At 49.3% G+C, this 18888-nt stretch carries 19 protein-coding genes and 1 pseudogene; 2 read left to right on the forward strand and 18 right to left on the reverse strand.

What is annotated here, in order from left to right; genetic code table 11:
* Positions 1 to 67: 67 nt before the first annotated feature.
* Both DXC51_RS18540 and DXC51_RS18545 read right to left on the reverse strand, forming a co-directional pair.
* Positions 68 to 2683 (reverse strand): sensor histidine kinase, encoded by a 2616-nt coding sequence (locus DXC51_RS18540; protein WP_117545149.1) that lies wholly within the window; start codon positions 2681 to 2683, stop codon positions 68 to 70.
* A 37-nt stretch (positions 2684 to 2720) separates the two neighbouring features.
* Positions 2721 to 3413 (reverse strand): response regulator transcription factor, encoded by a 693-nt coding sequence (locus DXC51_RS18545; RefSeq protein WP_035324314.1) that lies wholly within the window; start codon positions 3411 to 3413, stop codon positions 2721 to 2723.
* Between the two features lie 399 nt (positions 3414 to 3812).
* Here DXC51_RS18545 and DXC51_RS18550 point away from each other — a divergent pair, with 399 nt between their 5' ends.
* Together DXC51_RS18550 and DXC51_RS18555 are read left to right on the forward strand one after the other, a co-directional pair.
* Positions 3813 to 4634, forward strand: a complete 822-nt coding sequence (locus tag DXC51_RS18550; RefSeq protein ID WP_117545150.1) for an AAA family ATPase — start codon at positions 3813 to 3815, stop codon at positions 4632 to 4634.
* A gap of 11 nt (positions 4635 to 4645) precedes the next feature.
* Entirely contained in the window at positions 4646 to 5845 is a 1200-nt protein-coding gene (locus DXC51_RS18555; RefSeq protein WP_117545151.1) for a VWA domain-containing protein, read from the forward strand.
* A 122-nt stretch (positions 5846 to 5967) separates the two neighbouring features.
* Here the strand turns inward: DXC51_RS18555 and DXC51_RS18560 are convergent, their stop codons facing one another.
* The 16 genes and pseudogenes from DXC51_RS18560 to ffh form a co-directional block, all read right to left on the reverse strand.
* On the reverse strand, positions 5968 to 6741 hold the full coding sequence (locus DXC51_RS18560) for a DUF2087 domain-containing protein (protein ID WP_243003228.1): 774 nt from the start codon (positions 6739 to 6741) through the stop codon (positions 5968 to 5970).
* Positions 6742 to 7286: 545 nt separating this feature from the next.
* Positions 7287 to 7697, reverse strand: coding sequence for a VOC family protein (locus tag DXC51_RS18565; protein ID WP_025490185.1), 411 nt, complete (start codon positions 7695 to 7697; stop codon positions 7287 to 7289).
* The gene (locus tag DXC51_RS18570; RefSeq protein WP_117545152.1) at positions 7678 to 9840 is read right to left on the reverse strand and encodes a serine hydrolase domain-containing protein; all 2163 of its coding nucleotides are present in this window, start codon (positions 9838 to 9840) and stop codon (positions 7678 to 7680) included. Before DXC51_RS18570 ends, DXC51_RS18565 begins: the two co-directional genes overlap by 20 nt.
* A gap of 14 nt (positions 9841 to 9854) precedes the next feature.
* A complete protein-coding gene (gene pgeF, locus DXC51_RS18575) occupies positions 9855 to 10736 on the reverse strand; it encodes a peptidoglycan editing factor PgeF (RefSeq protein ID WP_025490186.1) in 882 nt (293 codons plus the stop codon).
* Between the two features lie 64 nt (positions 10737 to 10800).
* Complete coding sequence (locus DXC51_RS18580; protein ID WP_021637257.1) at positions 10801 to 11160, reverse strand: YraN family protein; 360 nt, start codon at positions 11158 to 11160, stop codon at positions 10801 to 10803.
* On the reverse strand, positions 11153 to 11920 hold the full coding sequence (locus DXC51_RS18585; protein WP_021637256.1) for a ribonuclease HII: 768 nt from the start codon (positions 11918 to 11920) through the stop codon (positions 11153 to 11155). Before DXC51_RS18585 ends, DXC51_RS18580 begins: the two co-directional genes overlap by 8 nt.
* A gap of 28 nt (positions 11921 to 11948) precedes the next feature.
* Positions 11949 to 12488: a signal peptidase I gene (gene lepB / locus DXC51_RS18590; RefSeq protein WP_025490188.1), complete on the reverse strand. Its 540-nt coding sequence runs from the start codon at positions 12486 to 12488 to the stop codon at positions 11949 to 11951.
* 49 nt (positions 12489 to 12537) lie between these two features.
* Complete coding sequence (gene ylqF / locus DXC51_RS18595; RefSeq protein WP_021637254.1) at positions 12538 to 13392, reverse strand: ribosome biogenesis GTPase YlqF; 855 nt, start codon at positions 13390 to 13392, stop codon at positions 12538 to 12540.
* A 139-nt stretch (positions 13393 to 13531) separates the two neighbouring features.
* Complete coding sequence (gene lepB, locus DXC51_RS18600; protein WP_025490189.1) at positions 13532 to 14113, reverse strand: signal peptidase I; 582 nt, start codon at positions 14111 to 14113, stop codon at positions 13532 to 13534.
* Positions 14114 to 14379: 266 nt separating this feature from the next.
* Positions 14380 to 14727, reverse strand: a complete 348-nt coding sequence (rplS, locus tag DXC51_RS18605; RefSeq protein ID WP_021637252.1) for a 50S ribosomal protein L19 — start codon at positions 14725 to 14727, stop codon at positions 14380 to 14382.
* A 115-nt stretch (positions 14728 to 14842) separates the two neighbouring features.
* A complete protein-coding gene (locus DXC51_RS30840) occupies positions 14843 to 15499 on the reverse strand; it encodes a GNAT family N-acetyltransferase (RefSeq protein WP_320985440.1) in 657 nt (218 codons plus the stop codon).
* Between the two features lie 57 nt (positions 15500 to 15556).
* Positions 15557 to 16243 (reverse strand): annotated as a pseudogene (trmD, locus tag DXC51_RS30845) (tRNA (guanosine(37)-N1)-methyltransferase TrmD); the annotation flags it as partial.
* Between the two features lie 35 nt (positions 16244 to 16278).
* Positions 16279 to 16794, reverse strand: coding sequence for a ribosome maturation factor RimM (gene rimM / locus DXC51_RS18615; protein ID WP_021637249.1), 516 nt, complete (start codon positions 16792 to 16794; stop codon positions 16279 to 16281).
* 112 nt (positions 16795 to 16906) lie between these two features.
* Positions 16907 to 17134: a KH domain-containing protein gene (locus DXC51_RS18620; RefSeq protein WP_021637248.1), complete on the reverse strand. Its 228-nt coding sequence runs from the start codon at positions 17132 to 17134 to the stop codon at positions 16907 to 16909.
* 80 nt (positions 17135 to 17214) lie between these two features.
* Positions 17215 to 17460, reverse strand: a complete 246-nt coding sequence (gene rpsP, locus DXC51_RS18625) for a 30S ribosomal protein S16 (RefSeq protein ID WP_021637247.1) — start codon at positions 17458 to 17460, stop codon at positions 17215 to 17217.
* Between the two features lie 45 nt (positions 17461 to 17505).
* Positions 17506 to 18858 (reverse strand): signal recognition particle protein, encoded by a 1353-nt coding sequence (gene ffh, locus DXC51_RS18630; protein WP_021637246.1) that lies wholly within the window; start codon positions 18856 to 18858, stop codon positions 17506 to 17508.
* Positions 18859 to 18888 lie beyond the last annotated feature (30 nt).

Here is an 18888-nt window from a genome sequence, read left to right on the forward strand (position 1 = left end):
AGAATCGCATAAGAAGCATTACAGAAGTGGTTTATAAAAAAATTCCCCGCAGGCCGCGGGGAATTTTTTACTGCTGTTCTTCCAGACAAGGGAAGGTAATTATCACCTTGAACAAATCTCCATCCAGATAAATGTCGAACTTTCCGTTCTGAAGCTCCGTCAGGTTCCTGGCGATGGACAGCCCCAGGCCGCTTCCCTCCGTGCTCCGGGAAACATCCCCGCGGATAAAACGTTCTGTCAGCTCATCCGCGCTGATATTCAGGGACTGTGCTGAAATATTTTTCATGGAAAAAGAGGCCAGTTTCTGTCCGTCGGTTTCTTTCACCGCCAGATCCAGATAAACTCTGGTTCCTTCCAGGGCGTATTTATATACGTTTCCGAACAGGTTTTCCACCACGCGCCAGATCCGCCTGCTGTCTGCCTCAATATAGACCGGTTTTTCCGGCATGTTTGCGATTAAATCCAGGCACTTTTCATTCATCTTTTCCGAAAATTCACCCACAGTCTGATTGATCAGTTCTACAAAGTTGAGTCTCTCCATCTGCAGTGAAATGTTGCCGGAGGATATTTTGGATGCTTCCACCAGATCGTCCGTCAGCTGTTTCAGTCTCTGTGATTTGCTGTCCAGCACCTCAATGTAGCCCTTTATTTTTTCATCCTGGATATTCTCTCTTTTCAGGAGATTGACGAAATTAATAATGGAGGTAAGGGGGGTCTTAATATCATGTGACACATTGGTAATCAGGTCCGCCTTCAGCCTTTCATCCTTCATGCTGGTGGCCACAGCCTCCTGAATCCCGTCGCCGATGCTGTTGACCGCTTCCGCCAGCGCCCTGTTTTCCCCATGCATCTTGCTGTCATCTATTTTGAAGCCGAAATCTCCGCTTCCGATAGTCTGCGTGCCTTCCACAATTTTCTGCAGATCCTTTCTTTCCATATACAAAAGGACCGCCACAAAAATATCCACGATTCCCGCAAACAGTATTCCCACCGTGCCCAGAATCCCCATAAACAGGTTGAAGGCGGCAATGATAAGGAAGGGAATCAGGATTCTGCTCACAATATGGCTGTTGTCATACAGACGCAGGACAATGCGCTTTAACAGCCTGCCCAGCTGCCACAGCAAAGAATCCCTCCAGAAGGTATGCACCTTCAGACGGCGCACCAGCCCCAGATAGAAGGAGGTGCTGATCCAGTCCAGCAGGAAGGCTGCCGCAACGGCCGCCGCCGTAAGCATGAACGGACTGACGCCCTCCCCTGCGAGCGTATAGGAAAAAGCAATATCATAGGCCGCGCCGCACAGTACGCAGAAGCCTGCAGTCACGGAAGCTGCCAGGACAAGGAAAATCTCGGTGGGAAAATGATCTCCCTTTTTCAGGGTAACCACATAGCCGTCCTCGTTTTCCTCTTCTTTTCTTCCTTCATATACGGTAAGGACGCCCAGAAGCCAAAGGGACAGGATCATTGCCAGCGCGCCAAGGGCCACCGTCTGCCAGTAATAAGGCATAAAGCTGACAAAAGCCGCCCTGGCCTTCGCCAGGCTGTCATTTACTTCATAGGAAGTATCCACGCCGATCCAGACTCTGGAATTTTCTCCGAAGGCATATTCGTAAGAACCCAGTATTTCCCGCATTTCCTCCGTGGTCATCTGGGTATTGGTCTTAATCTCCACCCGATCAGGATTATAATACAGATAACGTCCGTAGGCGCTGAATTCATCCGTTATCTGCTTCTCGCTTTTATTGGTATAGCTCTGGGACAGATTGGTAAAATAACGGATTTCTCCATCCACTACCATCTGGTAGCAGTAACGGACATTCGTCTTGTCTTCTCCGTAAAACTTCTTAAAGCTGCTGTATTCCGTAAAATTGTGATAGAGCTGGTTGCAGGCCTCCACCAGATTATTCCGCAGCATCATATATTCTTCCATATCCGAGGCATAATCAGCCAGATCCATTCCCGATGCGGAATAATATCTGGGGACGAGAATATCCAGGGCCAATACATCTTCCGTGTTTACGGTCATTTCTCCCTTTTCCGAGGCTCTTTCCATATAGCTTTCCAGACTGTCCGGAAGCTCCATGATCATCCGCATGCTCAGGGAGTCCGTTCCCTTATCCGCAACCTGTGCGGAATATTTGATGGCCTGCCTGGTAAGCTCTGACTGCAGTGCATAGTCCCCCATGGTAAGATCACTGGGAATTTCCATCTCCGTCTCGCTTTTCCCCAGACCGAAATAGATGGCAAAATCACTTTCCGTTCCATAAACCGTTTCATAACTGAATCCGTAGTTTCCCCATTTAATCAGATCGTCCAGGTAATATTCTGCGGTCACTTCTTCTTCCGATACCATGCTCGTCCTGTTCACATATGCGGTGATATCGATCTGTTTCTTTCCATCATAGACGCCGTCCGTTTCCAGCTGGCTTTTGATGACGGACATTCTGGTAATATCCTGGGCATCCTTACGCAGGATATCATCAAAAACCTCCGAATCCTCAAACATTTCCTTCTGGGCAAAGGGAGAAATAAAGTAGCGGCTCTTTCCATTGGTGCCTTCCACCGTAATGAAGGAGTTGGAAATAATTGCGATTACACTTCCGATCGCCGCCGCCGTCAATACTCTTTTTGCAAACAGGAGCAACGTACGTTTTCCTCTTCCCATCACATTCTTTTTCTTCATAATTCTTCCTCCCGCCCTGCTGTACTTTTCCCGGCCTTTACTGCTTTTCGATTTTATAGCCCACTCCCCATACAACCTTCAGATAACGGGGCTCCTTGGGATTGATTTCAATTTTTTCACGGATATGCCTGATATGGACGGCCACCGTGTTATCAGCGCCGATAGCCTCTTCCTCCCAGATGCTTTCATATATCTGATCAATGGAAAACACACGGCCCTGGTTCTTCACCAGAAGAAGGAGGATATTATATTCGATGGGGGTCAGCTTAACCGGCTCGTCATCCACCGTCACTTCCTTGGTTTCGTCATTGATCACAAGCCCTCCCGCACGGAAAATTGCATTGTTTTCCGCATTCAGGTTTCCCAGCTGGGTATACCTGCGCAGATGGGACTTCACTCTTGCCACCAGCTCCAGCGGATTGAAGGGCTTGGTCACATAATCATCGGCTCCGATATTCAGGCCCAGGATCTTATCCGCATCCTCAGATTTGGCAGAAAGGATAATAATCGGGATGCTGCTGTATTCCCTGATTTTCAGGGTGGCATGGATGCCGTCCAGCCTGGGCATCATCACATCCATGATAAGCAGGTGCACCTCATTGTTCTTCAGGGCACGGATGGCCTGTTCCCCGTCATATGCCTTTATAACATGGTAGCCCTCCTGAGCCAGGTAAATCTCTATCGCTTCCACAATTTCTCTATCATCGTCGCATACAAGAATATTCGTCATCTTCTGTCGCTCCTTCCGCAGACCGTGCTTTATCATTCCCTGCCGGACAGGCCTGCCTTTTTGCATCAGTATACCACAAACTGCGGCCGACTTGTAGCCTTTTCGGCATGTTACGGCGGCCCCGCCCATGCAATATATGGTAAGAGCCGCCGCGTGTGTGATGCAGATCTGTGATGTTTGTATTTTTATTTAAACATATAGTTATTAATATAGGAAAAGGAACATTATTAATATTTTCTTAAGGTTGGGGGAGGGGAAGCGAATGGAGAGAGGCGGCAGTACGTACCGGGGCGGATAAAATTTATCAGTTGGTGGGTTGTGGGTTGATTTTGGGGGGAATGTCAATTATTATGGAGGGTGGTGTTTGTTGGGGATTCTTTTTTCAGGAGGGATGTTTGTATGAATCATGAGAAATTGTTTCGGTCTACGGGCTCGTATATTGCGGGGACGGGGTTGATTGAGAGTGTGAATGTGGCGGTGGCTTTGGAGAAGCCTTTGTTGATTAAGGGGGAACCGGGGACAGGGAAGACGGTGTTGGCGCAGGCAGTGGCTGAGGCTTTGGGGATGGATTTGATTGTCTGGAATATTAAGTCTACTACCAGGGCTCAGGATGGGCTTTATAGCTATGATACGGTTAAAAGGTTGTATGACAGTCAGTTCGGGGAGGCCGGGGTCAGCGATATTTCAAGGTATATCCGGCTGGGTAAGCTGGGGGAGGCGTTTTCGCATGAAAATCAGGTGGTTTTGCTGATTGATGAGATCGATAAGGCTGATTTGGAGTTTCCTAATGATCTGCTTTGGGAGCTGGATCGGATGGAGTTTTATATTCCGGAAACCGGGGTGACCGTGCGGGCGAAGCAAAGGCCGGTTGTTATTATTACTTCTAATGCGGAGAAGGAGCTGCCGGATGCTTTTTTGCGGCGGTGTATTTTTCATTATATTGATTTTCCGGACAGGGAGCTTCTTGAGAAAATCGTAAGGACGCATTTCCCTGAGGTGGAGGATAAGCTGCTGGGTGCGGCGGTTTCGGCGTTTGAGGAAATCCGTTCCATACGGAATCTGCGTAAAAAGCCCGGTACCTCGGAGCTGCTGGATTGGGTGAATGCACTGCAGCTTGGCGGGATTTCCGGGGAAGTCCTTGAGAAAGAGCTGCCGTTTCCAGGGGTGCTGTTGAAAAAGGATGAGGATTTGGATGCTTTGAAAAAGCATCGTTTTCTGTAAGGAGCGGGGTTATGTTTGAGGCCTTTTTTGTGGTTTTGAAGGGGAAGGGAATCGCGGTTACTCCCGGGGAGTGGCTTTCTTTACAGGAGGCGCTTGATAAGGGGCTGTGCGGCTGCAGCCTTTCTGATTTTTATATGCTTTCCCGGATGCTTCTTGTAAAACGGGAGACGGATTATGACAGGTTTGACCTGGCTTTCGGGGAATTTTTCCAGGGGATTGAAAAGGGGACGGCGCTTTCTTCCCGGCTTCTGGAATGGCTGGACAAGCCTGAAATGAACGAGCTGCTTCAGGAAAAAAGAAGCGAGGGCGCGTTTTCTTTGGAACGCAGGGAGGAAAGCGCGGAGGAAACAGAGGCCCTTCTGGAAAAGAGGCTGAAGGAGCAGACCAGCGAGCACAATGGCGGAAGTTACTGGGTGGGAACTATGGGCCGTTCTTCTTTCGGGAATACCGGCGCCAGCGTGGGCGGTATCCGGGTGGGTGGCAAATCGGGGCATCAGTCAGCTTTTGCCGTCATGGGCGAGCGTAAATATAAAGATTTCCGGGATGACAGGATCATTGACAATCGCCAATTCCAGCAGGCGCTGCGGCGGCTGCGGCAGTATTCCTCGAGGCAGGATCTTCCCCGAACCGATCTGGATGTGGAGGGAACGATAGATAAAACCTGCCAGAATGGCGGTTTTCTTCAGGTTGTTATGGAAAAACCGCGTAAAAATGCAATAAAGCTGCTGCTTCTCATGGATTCCGGCGGTACGATGCTGCCTTATTCACAGCTGATGAATGAGCTTTTTCAGGCGGTGAGCAAGTCCAATCATTTTAAGGAAACGCATTTTTACTATTTCCATAATTGTATATATGGGAAGGTTTACCAGTCCCCTGTTTGTGATTATGGCGACTGGATTGATACGGAATGGCTGTTTCGTAACCTGAAAAGCGATACCCGTGTGGTGATTGTGGGTGATGCCGCCATGGCTCCGGAGGAGCTTTATTCGCCTTCGGGCAACTACCGTGGTCCCAATGACGGGCTTCCCGGCATCGGCTGGCTGGAGCTTATGAAGGAGCATTTCCGGAAAAGCGTTTGGCTGAATCCTAAAATGGCGCAGGGGAACGCGCCCTGGAGGGAATCCGAAACTGCGGTTAAGGGGATATTTCCCATGTTTCCCATGACTGTAAAAGGATTGAAAGAGGCCATGGAGGAACTGATGCAGGGATAGCCTGCAATGCTGCAGCAGCCCGGGGATCCGAGCTGTTACAGGTGGTTCGCTTCATGGCCTTTTTTGTTACTTTCCTTCGATCGGCACAGTAAATGGGCAGGCCTGACCAAGTATTACTGATTCTATTCCTTTATCCAATAACTGGAACAGTCGCTGGTGCGATCCAGGAAACCGTATTCAATCATAAGTCTGCGGATGTAAGGGAAATCGTCGTTGATTCTTTTCAGAATGCGGTTTACTTCTGTTTCCGTGTATTTTGTACCCGGTTTGAAATTTTCTGCTATTTTACGAAGTATCACTACTTTTCGCTTCTCTCTGGCCGGGATTTCCTTTAAATGTCCGTTTTCATCAAAAAAAGTCCCCAGAATCTGCGTTCTTTCTTCCTCAGTAATCACGTACCTGTCATCCACCATGGAGGCTGTCCGGTGCGGTTCGCAAAGCTTCTCACCGGGATCGTTTTCCTCTGTGGGCACAGATTCTTTCATAAGCTCCATTATCGCAAGGAATACTCTGGCCTGCCGTTCCTTTTCCCGCAGCTTGAAGCGGTGGTTCCTCACCGTTGACTGGGCAATCTGCTGTCTGGCGGCTATCTCCTTATCGCTTAAGCCCTCTGCCATTGCTGCCAGGATGGCGCTTTGTATTTCTGAAACGCCTGCAAGGCCGGAATTTAAGAGGAAATGGAGCATGGAGCCATGTTCTTTTTCAAGATGCAGCTTCATCCTTTTTCCCGCATCGAAATATCTTCCCTCAAAAGGGAAAATTTCCCCCTTCTCATAGGTTTCACCGCAAATGAGACATTTCATTTCTTTATCGTTTTCCCGGCAGCCTTTTTTCAGTTCTTCCGTATCGGCGCTGAAAAAAAGCTCGTTTCTGCTTTCCATATTGTCGTAAGCCATATTTTTCTTCCTCCCTTGGTGATACTATATTTTATTTGTGTCCCAGCTGGTTGTTCCGGCATTCTGTAAACTGCGGGGCTTTATACATATACTGCATATACTGCGTGAATCAACATAAATTTTTTCGTCCTTTCACTGGCATTTCCGCACTGTCATTTATTCCCGCCTACTACTAACCTGCTATTTATTATTATGATTGCCCATACATGAATTATACTATCATAAATCAATTATGTCTATACATAAATAGACATTTATTATATTTGTTTGTGATAATTTTCAATTATAGTATACTGAAACTGTTCAGCACCTTCACAGTTACTGCCAAAATCCATCCCAAGCCGCCTTCAGCGATAGATTCTGACATTCCTGAATCACTTTCTTACTACCAGCCCTTCATGCTGGCCTGTACAGCGGAAATCAAAAATCTGATTACATGGCATGAGCCTCCTCTCTTAAACCTGCAAAAAACTACAAGGGCCGCAAAATCAACATTTCAGATGATTTTGCGGCCCCTGCCTGTAATATTCTAATACTGTGTGGCATTACAATTCTCTTGTACTGCCGATTTCAAGTAGATTGCCCTCCGGGTCGGCAACATAAAAGTTGCGAATACCAAAAGGATAGGTGATAGGTTCTCCTGTCGGAAACTGTACATTCAACTTTGACAGCCGCTCATATTCCGCATCCACATCAGCAAAACTTGGTAACCAAAGGGCGATTTCAAATGTCTGATTGATTCCCTTAGGCGGGATATAGTTCTCCCCGATTGCCTTAACAAATTCCTTCCTGCTGTACAGCCAAAAGGATAATTCGCCCCCAGCTGTTTCAAATTCAGCAAAATCCCCTCCATCCCACTGCGTTTGAAAGCCCAGCGTATCCCTGTAAAATCGAACCATAATATCCATGTCGCCCGCGAGTATACACGACCCTATCCTAACATGACTTCCATCCACTGACATGCTCCCCTTCCTTATTGTGCGTATTATCCGCCAACACATTCTGCGCCGCTGTCAGCGAACTAACCTGTGTATTTTCCTCCGTGGTATTCTCCACGGTATTCTGTTCTGTGTCCTCTGTATTCTGCACAATATCCTCTACAATGTTCTGCACAGTTTTTTGTACAGCGCCTCCCACAATGTTCTGGACTATTTTCTGTGCGGCATCTCCCACGAATTTATGCACGGCTTTCTGCGGTGTATCCTGTACAGCATCCTGGGCCGTATTCTGCAGCGTATCCTGCACGGCATCCTGGGCCTCCTGCATTTCCGTTTCCGTTCCCTTTTCCTTTTCCACTTCCACATTCGGATCGATCAGCCTGCCTGTGCAAACCGGCTGCACGGTTCGTTCCACCAGAATATGAAAAACATCTATTCCGCCGCTTTCTTTTATGGTATTCAGCAGGAAGCCCATTTTCCCGCCGATATCCGTCAGCGAGTCCAGGCCTTCCATAATCACTTCTTTTCCTGGTGTCTCATCCCAGTGGGCCTCCAGCGTATCCCCATCAAAATACAGCTTTACCTTCCGTCTGCAGGCCTCCTCCAGGAATGCAAAATCTATTTTCAGCACCATCCTGCCGTCCTCATCCGTGGAAAATTCCCCCTTGACGCCAAGGCGGTAAATGTCCCCATGGAAGGATACGTTGGCGGCCGCCGCCTTCACAAAGCCGATTTCCAGCGAAATTTCCTCTTCGCCCTCAAACAGGTGGATAAACAGCCTGTTCCCTGCGGCGGTAAAACCGATTTTCCCAATTCCGTCGGTAAAATTATTATGAAACACCTGCATCATCAACGGCATAAGGCCCACATGCTTTTCTTCCATTTCATAGGTTTTGCCGTCCAGATAATGGATTCTGTTCTGCCGCAGCGTGCTTCGGATGTAAACAGCCTTCCGCTTTTCCCAGCCGCCCTTTTCAATGACCGGAAGGCCGGTCCGCCTCCCCTCCATTTCTTCAATTACATGCTGCAGCATGATCTGGCTGCGCAGATCGTCAGGAAGCCGGGAAGGCGGATTATAGTCACCTTCAAAATATTTTTTGACAATGCCCAGCAGCACGCAGTTCTGGAACAGCTCCTTGCTTCCCGCATTGGTCACTACCACCATGTTCAGATCCCGGTAAGCGAGCACATCCTGCCCCAGCATGCCATTATAGTTAAAAGAGCCTTCCCTGCCGCCCATCCACATCTGATAGCCATAACCGTAGCTGCTCATTTCTGAAGGCGTTTCCATATGCAGGGTGCTGGAGGTCCTTACCCATTCCTCCGGGACGAGCTGCTCACCCTTCCAGTTTCCGTTCTGCAGGTACAGCATTCCCAGCTTGGCGGCATCCTCCGGGCAGATAAAAAGCCCCCAGCCGCCCTTGGTAATCCCCTTGGGACAGGTTTCCCAGAAAATCCTGCGTATGCCCATCGGTTCCCATAATCTGGGCCGCAGGTACTCCATCAGGCTTTCCCCGGTAATTTCCGTAATCATTGCAGACAGCATATAAGTGTTCATGCTGTTATATTCAAAATCGCGTCCCGGCACGCCTGCCAGCCCTGATTCCAGATAGCCTCTCACCCAGTCGTTCCCGGACACGATTCCCGTTTCATTAAAGCTGACGCAGCTGGTCATGTCCAGCAGGTTTTCCACGGTGACATCCTTCAGCCGGAAAATATTGAACAGATTTTTCCTGGTATGGAATACATCAATCACCTTATCGCCAAGCTTCAGCTTTCCCTCCGCAATCAGCATGCCAATGGCCATGCCTGTAATGCTTTTGCACATGGAATAGCTTGCATGCCACATCCCCGCAGGATAAGGGGCAAATCCGCATTCACAGATGACTTTCCCATTGCGCACCAGCATAATCTGGTGAATATCAATGCTCTCATGAAGCGCCAGATCCTTTAAAAAGGCCGCAATACGGGCGGAGGATATCCCCTGCGTTTCGGGAATCGCCCTTTCCAGGGGCTGTTCCGCTTCTTCCCGCCCCGGAAAGCCCTCTCCAAAGGGAAATGCCGGCTTCTGCGGGAAAAAATCCACCTTTCCCACATTCCCGGTTTTCCTCGCTATCATGTTCCAAATCAGTTCCGCTACTGCCAATTCCGTTTTTGCCATATGCGATACTCCTCTTAATTCAACACAACAAACATCCCCAGATTTCCTCTTCTGCCATTGCTGGCCCTGTGGGAAAAAAGATAGGTTGGATTGCAGCAGGTACAGACATCCGTCACACTGATATGCTCCGGGCTGATTCCCGCAGACAGGCAGATCGCCTCATTGGCCTTCCACAAATCCAGCTGATATTTTTCATTTCCCTTTTCTTCAAGAATCTCCCTGATGCCCACTCCCGTTTTCCGCATAATATCTTCTGCAAAAAGCGCCTGAAAGACCTCTGCCACATCTTTGCTGACCTCGTAACAGTCCCGGCAGATAGACGGGCCAATCCCTGCCAGTATGTCCTCCGGACGGCTTCCGAAGGCCTCCTGCATGGCCTCTACCGTTTTCCTTCCCATACAGCCGGCAGTTCCCTTCCAGCCCGAATGGGAAAGCCCCACCGCCTTCTTTACCGGGTCCACAAACAAGAGGGGAACGCAATCCGCATAAAAGGTGGAAAGCACAATCCCCGGCTCATCCGTTATCATGCCGTCCACATCCGTATAATCCCTGGGACGCAAAATTCCTTTTCCCCTGTCCTCCCCGGTTACATGGCGGATATTGGTGGTATGCGTCTGATCGGAAAAAACAAAATCTTCCATACCACAGCCCAGCGCCTCCGCGATCCTGCGGTAATTTTCATCCACATTTTCCTTCCTGTCCCCTCTGGAATAGCTTACGTTCATGGACCACAGATCCCCTTCGCTCACGCCGCCCAGCCTTGTACTCATCAGATGCCTTACCACACCTGTTTTTTCTATTTCAGGAAAGGACAAAAACTCTGCGCCGCCTTTTACTGTCTGCGCCATCACCGGCACAGGCCTGTTCTTTCTCCTAATTGCCGTCACATTTTCCAAACCGGTCACCTTCCTTTCCGCCGCCGGCAGCGCTCCGGTTCATTCCCGGATATTAAAGCCGCCTTTAATATGGCCTGATATAATCAAAAGCATTCTGATACCAGTTCACGCTCTCACCACATATTGCAACCACGTCAAACCGTACCGGAATGCTTTCTCCCAGCCTCTTATAATAGAGGTAATAATCCGCCACACGGCATATTTTCTTTTGTTTTCCAATTCCCACTGCCTCCGCCGGATAACCGGCGTCGCAAGTCCTTCTGTATTTCACTTCGAAAAAAACAAGATATTCCCCGTCCCAGCCGATCAGATCCACTTCTCCCTGACGGCATCGGAAATTCTTTTCCGCCAGCCGTATCCCTTTTTTCTGCAGATATACGCCGGCGGCCTCTTCATAGGATTCCCCGATTTTTCTTCTATTCATTGGAGCCTTCCATAAAATTTTTAATAAAGCTTCTTCTGTGAATCGGCGTGGGGCCAAGCTGCTTCAACGCTTCAATATGGGCCGCAGCGCCGTAGCCCTTGTTGGCTGCAAAGCCGTACCCAGGAAAAACGCTGTCATACTGCACCATCAGCCTGTCTCTCGTCACCTTGGCAATGATGCTGGCAGCCGCGATGGATACGCTTTTGGCATCCCCTTTGATGATGGGCACCTGCCTGATATTCACGCCGGGAATCGTCACCGCATCATTCAACAGGATATCCGGCTTTACGGCCAGCTTTCCTATCGCCTCACGCATGGCCTCATAAGTCGCCTGAAGAATATTGATTTCGTCAATCCTCGCAGGCGAGGCATAACCGATTCCCGTGGCAACCGCCTCCCTCATAATAACCTCATAAAGCTCTTCCCGCTTCCTGGCACTCAGCTGTTTGGAATCATTCAGATACAATATCCCGCAATCCCGGGGCAGAATCACGGCGCCTGCCACAACCGGGCCTGCCAGCGGGCCTCTTCCCACTTCGTCGATTCCGCAGACAAAGCCGGCGCTTTCATATTTTCTTTCATACTGCTGCAGCGCCCTGGTGCGTTCTTTCTCTTTTTCCAGGGCTTCCAGCCGCTTCTTTGCCCTGGCAATTTCCGCCTGGACACCGCTTCTTTCATCCGCGCTATAGGCTTCCATCAGCCGCGGAAGGTCTTCCGGGGAGCAGCTGTTAAACTGATCCTTTATCTCCTGTATTTTCATCGTCAGTCACCTTTTTTACGGCCTGCGCCTATTGATGCTTCAGCACGCCGAACTTGTTTAACGGCCATATCCTCACCCAGGCCTTACCGATAATGTTGCTGCGCCGGATGTTCCCCACGCTTGGATCCCGGCTGTCCGAGCTGTTGTTCCGGTTATCACCCATGACAAAATATTCATCATCCCCCAATGTAATGGGTTCCACCGCAAGTCCCGGGAAGTTGATCTTCTCTTTGCCGTAATCCTCTACCAGTATCTCGCCGTTAATGTAAATGTTGCCCTCCAAATCAATCTGCACCGTTTCCCCGGGAAGGCCGATGACTCTCTTTACATAGTAAGTATTCTCTTTATATTGAAAGGGGAAAACGATGATATCAAAACGTTTCGGTTCTGAAAAACGGTAGGATATCTTATCCAGTATCAGCTGATCGTTATTGCTCAAGGTCGGCTCCATGGAGCTTCCGCTCACCGAGGTTCTCTGTCCCACAAAGGTTATCAGCAGATAGGTTCCAAGAAGAACCGCCAGAATATAAAGTATTGTACTGATAATTTCCTTTACCACATTTTTCATTTTATTGTGCTCCAATCATTTATTCTCGGGAATATTTGAAAATCACTTCTCAGACATTCCCTGTCCCGGGTCTTTCCAGAGAAATTCTTCCCAGTCTCCCGCTTCTGAAATCATCCGTTACAAGCTGGGCCGCCCTGCTTAAATCCGGCTCGCCGCCCTTTTTGTAGCATTTGCGCTTTTCGGCCGCCGCTTCCAGCACCTGGACCGGAGTTTCCCCTCCGGCAAGCGAATACCTCTCCTGAAGAAGGGATGGATACCATTCCTGAAGATAGGCAATCAAGTCTATGGCCAGTTCGTCCATAATGATGATTTCATCGTTCATGGAGCCTATAAATGCAAGTTTCATGCCAACGCTCTGGTCTTCAAACTTCGGCCAGAGAATTCCGGGTGTATCCAGAAGCTCCAGCCCCTTATTCAGCCTGATCCACTGCTTTCCTTTGGTTACGCCGGGCTTGTTGCCCGTTTTGGTACACGCCTTTCCGGCAAAGGAATTGATAAAGGTGGATTTCCCCACATTGGGGATTCCCGCTACCATGGCTCTCACCGGACGGTTCAGGATTCCCCGCCTTCTGTCCCTCTCTATCTTCTCCTTACACACCTCCTGTACGGCTCCCTGAATGGCCTTCAGCCCCTGTCCGGTCTGCGCGTTGATTTCCAGGGCCTTGATCCCTTTTTCCTGAAACCAGGCCGTCCAGGCCCTGTTACATGCCGGATCCGCCAAATCCGATTTATTAAGAAGCACCAGCCTGGCCTTGTTCCGTCCCAGCTCATCAATATCCGGATTGCGGCTGCTCTGCGGTATTCTGGCATCCACCAGCTCAATAATCAGGTCTATCAGCTTAATATCTTCCTGCATGGCGCGCCTGGCTTTTGTCATATGCCCGGGATACCATTGATAATTCATATATACTTTCCCATACCTTTCCGATTTGGAAGCCAGGTGGCGGCATCTCCAAATCCGTTCCTGAATTTTTTTTAAGTTATCATGCCTTCACGGCTACGGATTCTTTTAAAAATCCTGCTTTTCCGCCCGGCAGTCCGTCCTATTTCACAAGTCCCATATTGCTGCCTCCGCCCGCCATCTTAAACCAGGCCTTTCCCACGATATCATCTCTGGAAACCGGGCCGATATTGCCGGAGCGGCTGTCTTCACTGCTGTTGCAGTTATCCCCCATAACAAAATATTCATCATTTCCCAGCTTGATCTCATGCTCCGCAATTCCCGCGTCCGCTATCAGGTCATAGGTGTCATCCTCCACCGCCTTTCCATTTACATAGAGGATTCCCTCCCTGATCTGTACGGTTTCACCCGGCCCGGCCACAACGCGCTTTACATAATAGTGGGTGTTCTGATTGCCGTTGGGAAGAAAAACCACCACGTCTCCGGCCCTGGGATTGGCAAGCTTGTAAGCAAACCTGTTTATCAGGATTCCCTGCCCGTTATAAAGCGCCGGTTCCATGGATACCCCGATCACACTGGTTCTGATTCCCACAAAATAAACGATGACAAAGGCAAGAAAAGCGGCAATTAAAATTCCTGCCACATAGCTCAATATCTCGTGGACAATGGTCGTGCTTATTTTTTTCCTTCTTCTGTAGAAGCTTAATCCTTTGGTTCTTCTCATTTGTTCTTCCTATATAGAATGCTGTAAAAAGCCGTTTTTACTCCGGTTGGCAGCTATATAATGCCTTCCCGGTTACGCCTGCTTTTTCCTATCATTTGCTAAACGACGCTTACATTCTATCACGAAAGGGGCGAACCTTGCAAGCATCTCCGTCTTGCCTGCTGGCCACAAAGGAAACGGTGTTAATGTCCAGGAAGCAGAACCGCTGCATCAACAATATAAAAAGAGACAGCCACCACAGCGGCTGCCCCTCATACCGTATCCGATTATTTTACCAGTTCTTTAACTTTGGCCTTCTTGCCTACCCTGTCTCTCAGGTAGTTCAGTTTGGCTCTTCTTACTTTACCTTTTCTTACCAGCTCAACCTTCTCTACATTGGGAGAGTGCAGCGGCCATGTCTTCTCAACGCCGATGCCGTTGGAGCTCTTTCTTACGGTAAAGGTAGCTCTGTTGCTGCCGCCCTGCTTTTTCAGGACAACACCTTCAAATACCTGGACTCTTTCACGGTTACCTTCTTTGATTTTACCATAAACTCTTACGGTATCACCAACGGAAAATTCCGGAACCTCCTGCTTCAGCTGTTCCTCTTCAATTGCCTTAATAATGTCGTTCATTGCTCTTCCTCCTGATTTCCTGGATGTTCTTAATACATTTACCTGTAACAGAGGACCATCTCATTATCGCAACGTTTATAATATACCATATCATTCCTGTAAACGCAAGTAAAAATTATGATATCCAGTAGACCTTTTCCCTGCCGATGCGCAGCTTCAGCTTTTCCTGGAGACGCACGGACGCCTCGTTGTCGGTAAATACCTGGCAGAAGGGGACCCAGCCGCGCTCCAGCATCCTGTTTATCAGATGTTTTTCCAGCGCCTCGCCGATTCCCCGCCTGCGGAATTCTTCCGCTACCTCTAACATTCCCATGCTTCCTTCCGCATGAATTCCGGCAAATCCGGCCAGCTTTCCTTCAAGAAAGACCCCATACATCATTCCGGCGCTGATCCTCTCCTCCAGATAAGCCCTGTCATGAACCGTATGGTACTGTCCGTAAACGCTTTCCAGCCAGGAAAGATCCAACGGCCTGATATCATACGCCGCAGCTTCTTCCCATGGCGTTTTCCTGGTATAAACCGCCTGTACGCAGGAATTGATCACGCTGCAGCCAAATCTTCTGCAAAGGCTGTCCTTAAGGAAATCCTGATGCGCCACATACAGGCCGTTTTTCAGGCCGCGCGGGATCAGGGAAATCAGCCTTTCCCCCATATCCTCATCCGCTGCGGACAGCATATAGGCACCGCTGGGAATATCCCTGACAAGGACGCCGTCCTCTGCGCCGTAAAGCAGCTCGCCCTGTCCTCTGCGGATAACCTCAAGCATATCCATATGGGAGAGCTTCCTTTTCTGCAGATAGCCGAGAGCCCGGCCTTTTCTTGCATAAAGCTCATACAAATCAGGCCTGCGCTCCCTTGTCCGCGCTTCCGACTGCTCCAGCCGCCAACGGTCCACTTTTGCATGGTCCCCGCAAAGAAGCACCTCAGGGACCTCTGCGCCCTGCCAGACCTCCGGTCTGGTATACTGGGGATATTCCAGAAGATTATCATGGAAGGATTCAAATTCCGCTGATTCTTCATTCTTAAGCACACCCGGGACCAGACGGGAAACGGCGTCAATCATGACCATGGCCGGCAGCTCTCCTCCTGTCAGCACATAGTCGCCGATGGACACATAATCCGTCACAACAGCCTGCAGCACCCGTTCATCAATCCCTTCATAATGGCCGCAAAGGAAGACAAGATCCTGCTCCTGCGCCAGTTCCTGCGCCATCTGCTGGTTAAATACCTTTCCCTGGGGTGTAACGTAAATCACACGGGGGGACTTTCCGCCACGGGAAATTATTTTTTCTTCCACCGATTTAAATGCATCAAAAACGGGCTGGGCCTGCATCAGCATGCCGGCCCCTCCTCCATAGGGATAATCGTCCACTTTTTTATGCTTATTTTTGGTGAAATCCCGGATATTTACCGCTTCCAGGCCAATATGCCCGTTCTGTGCGGCACGCCCCAGAATGCTGGTATTCAGCCCGCCTGTAACCATCTCCGGGAAAAGCGTGAGTATATGGAAATTCATACCTGCTCCCATCCGCCGCCTGCATGCAGCCTGTTTTACTGTAAATCCAGAAGCCCTTCCAGAAGATGGACCCTCATTACGGCATTTTCCACATCCACATCCAGAATGCATTCCTTAATGGCCGGAATCAGAACAGTGCCTCCCTCATCCAGTGCCACCTCATAAACATCATTCGCCCCTGTGGTTATAACATCCCGAAGCGTTCCCAAAGGGGAACCATCCTCGTTTACCACCTTCATATCGATAAGGTCTGCAATAAAAAACTCGTCCTTTTTCAGCCGGACCGCATTGTCCCTGGTCACATACAGGCTGGCCTTCCGGTATTTTTCCACCTGTTCAATATCGTCCAGCCCTTTGAATTTCAGTATTACAAACTGTTTGAAATATTTAACACTTTCGATTTCCAGATCCACGGACACTTTACCGTTATCCAGAATCACTTTCTTCAGCCTCCGGAACCGTCCCGGGTCATCCGTCGTAGGGTAAACCTTTACCTCGCCCTTCAGGCCATGAGTTGCCGTAATGATTCCTACCTGCAGTTTCTGTTCCATTCTTTTCCTCCAAACGAACAGGATTTACGCCTCCGGCACAATAACCGTTCCTGCGCAAACCAGGTTTTGCTCAGCAAAAAGCTGCTTCCGTAAAGGGAGCAGCCTTTTCGTTTCAGATGATTTCTACATCCACATGTTTTTTATCTCCCAGTGCTGCCGCTTTCACAACCGCACGGATTGCTTTGGCGATACGGCCCTGCTTGCCGATTACCTTGCCCATGTCGGACGGTGCAACGTGAAGCTCAATCGTCGTTATTTTACCGCTTTCCTTTTCCGTAACGACTACTTCCTCCGGGTTGTCAACAAGTGCTTTTGCAATCACTTCAACCAGTTCTTTCATTACTTTTCCTCCATTCCGCCGCAGGCGTCAACCCGGGTACCGGTAAATGGCGCCGATACCCTCTTCTTTGCCAAGAGGTCTTATTTCTCAATTCCTGCTGCTTTGAAGATTTTGCTTACTACTTCAGTGGGCTGTGCACCATTGTTCAGCCATTTCTTTGCCAGTTCTTCATTTACCTTGAACTCACTGGGATTTTTGTTAGGATCATAGATTCCGATTTCCTCGATGAATCTTCCGTCTCTGGGAGATCTGGAATCTGCCACGATAATTCTGTAAAAAGGAGCCTTCTTCTGTCCCATTCTTCTTAATCTGATTTTTACTGCCATTTTTTCTTACCTCCAAGAATCTTTTGCTTTGTTTGCTTTAATTTATTAAAAAGGAAGTTTAAACTTACCCTTTTTGCCTCCGAAGCCTCCCATCATGCCGGGAAGCTGCTTCATCATTTTCTGGCTCTGCTCAAACTGCTTGATGAAGCGGTTTACAATACTGATATCCACGCCCGCGCCTCTTGCAATCCTGTGCTTTCTGCTGGGATTTAAGAGCTTGGGGTTCCGGCGTTCGGCCGGTGTCATGGAAAGGACAATGGCCTCCATATGGGCCAGCTGCTTTTCATCCACCATGGATTCGATCTCCGCACTCTTGCCGCCGATGCCGGGCATCATGCTGAGAATGCTGGACAGGCCGCCCATGTTGCGCATCTGCTTCATGCTTTCCAGGTAATCCTCAAAATCGAATTTACCCTTCTTCATGCGCGACGCCATTTCTTTTTCCTTATCAGCGTCGATATTCATGTTGGCCTGGGCCTTATCTATTAAGGAAAGGACATCGCCCATGCCAAGGATCCGGCCGGCCATTCTGTCCGGATAAAACTGCTCCAAATCGGAAAGCTTCTCACCCATACCTACATAAAGGATGGGCTTTCCGGTCACCGCCTTGATGGAAAGCGCCGCACCGCCACGGGTATCGCCATCCATTTTGGAAAGGATTACGCCGTCCACGCCTACCTTCTCGTCAAACTCCTTCGCCACGTTCACGGCATCCTGTCCAGTCATGGCATCCACCACCAGAAGCGTCTGGTGCACGGTGATGTTTTCTTTGATCTCCTGAAGCTCCTGCATCATCTCTTCATCAATGTGAAGACGGCCCGCCGTATCGATGATGACTACATTATTTCCATTTTTCTGTGCATGCTCCATGCCAGCCTTTGCAATGTCCAGGGGCTTGTTTTTGGTTCCCATGGAAAAAGCATCCACATTCTGCTTCTTAGCGTTGATTTCCAGCTGTTCAATCGCGGCCGGCCTGTAAATATCACAGGCAACCAGCAGCGGTTTCTTTCCCTTCAGCTTGAATTTACCGGCCAGCTTTGCCGCGGTCGTCGTCTTGCCGGCGCCCTGAAGGCCGCACATCATGATGACGGTGGTTGACTTGCCGGGCTGCATGGCGATTTCCGTAGTTTCCGAACCCATCAGGGCGGTCATTTCCTCATTTACGATTTTGATGACCATCTGACCTGGGTTCAGGCCGTTCATAACATCGGCGCCGATGGCGCGTGCCTCCACGGATTTCACAAACTGCTTTACCACGCGGAAATTAACGTCCGCTTCCAGCAGCGCCATCTTGACCTCCTTCAAGGCTGTTTTCACATCCTCTTCCGTCAGACGGCCTTTTCCTCTCAGGTTCTTGAATACATTCTGGAGTTTATCTGTTAAGCTTTCAAATGCCATAAACACTGTTTCCTTTGCTGATGTGTAACT

It is taken from the genome of Eisenbergiella massiliensis, from assembly GCF_003435485.1.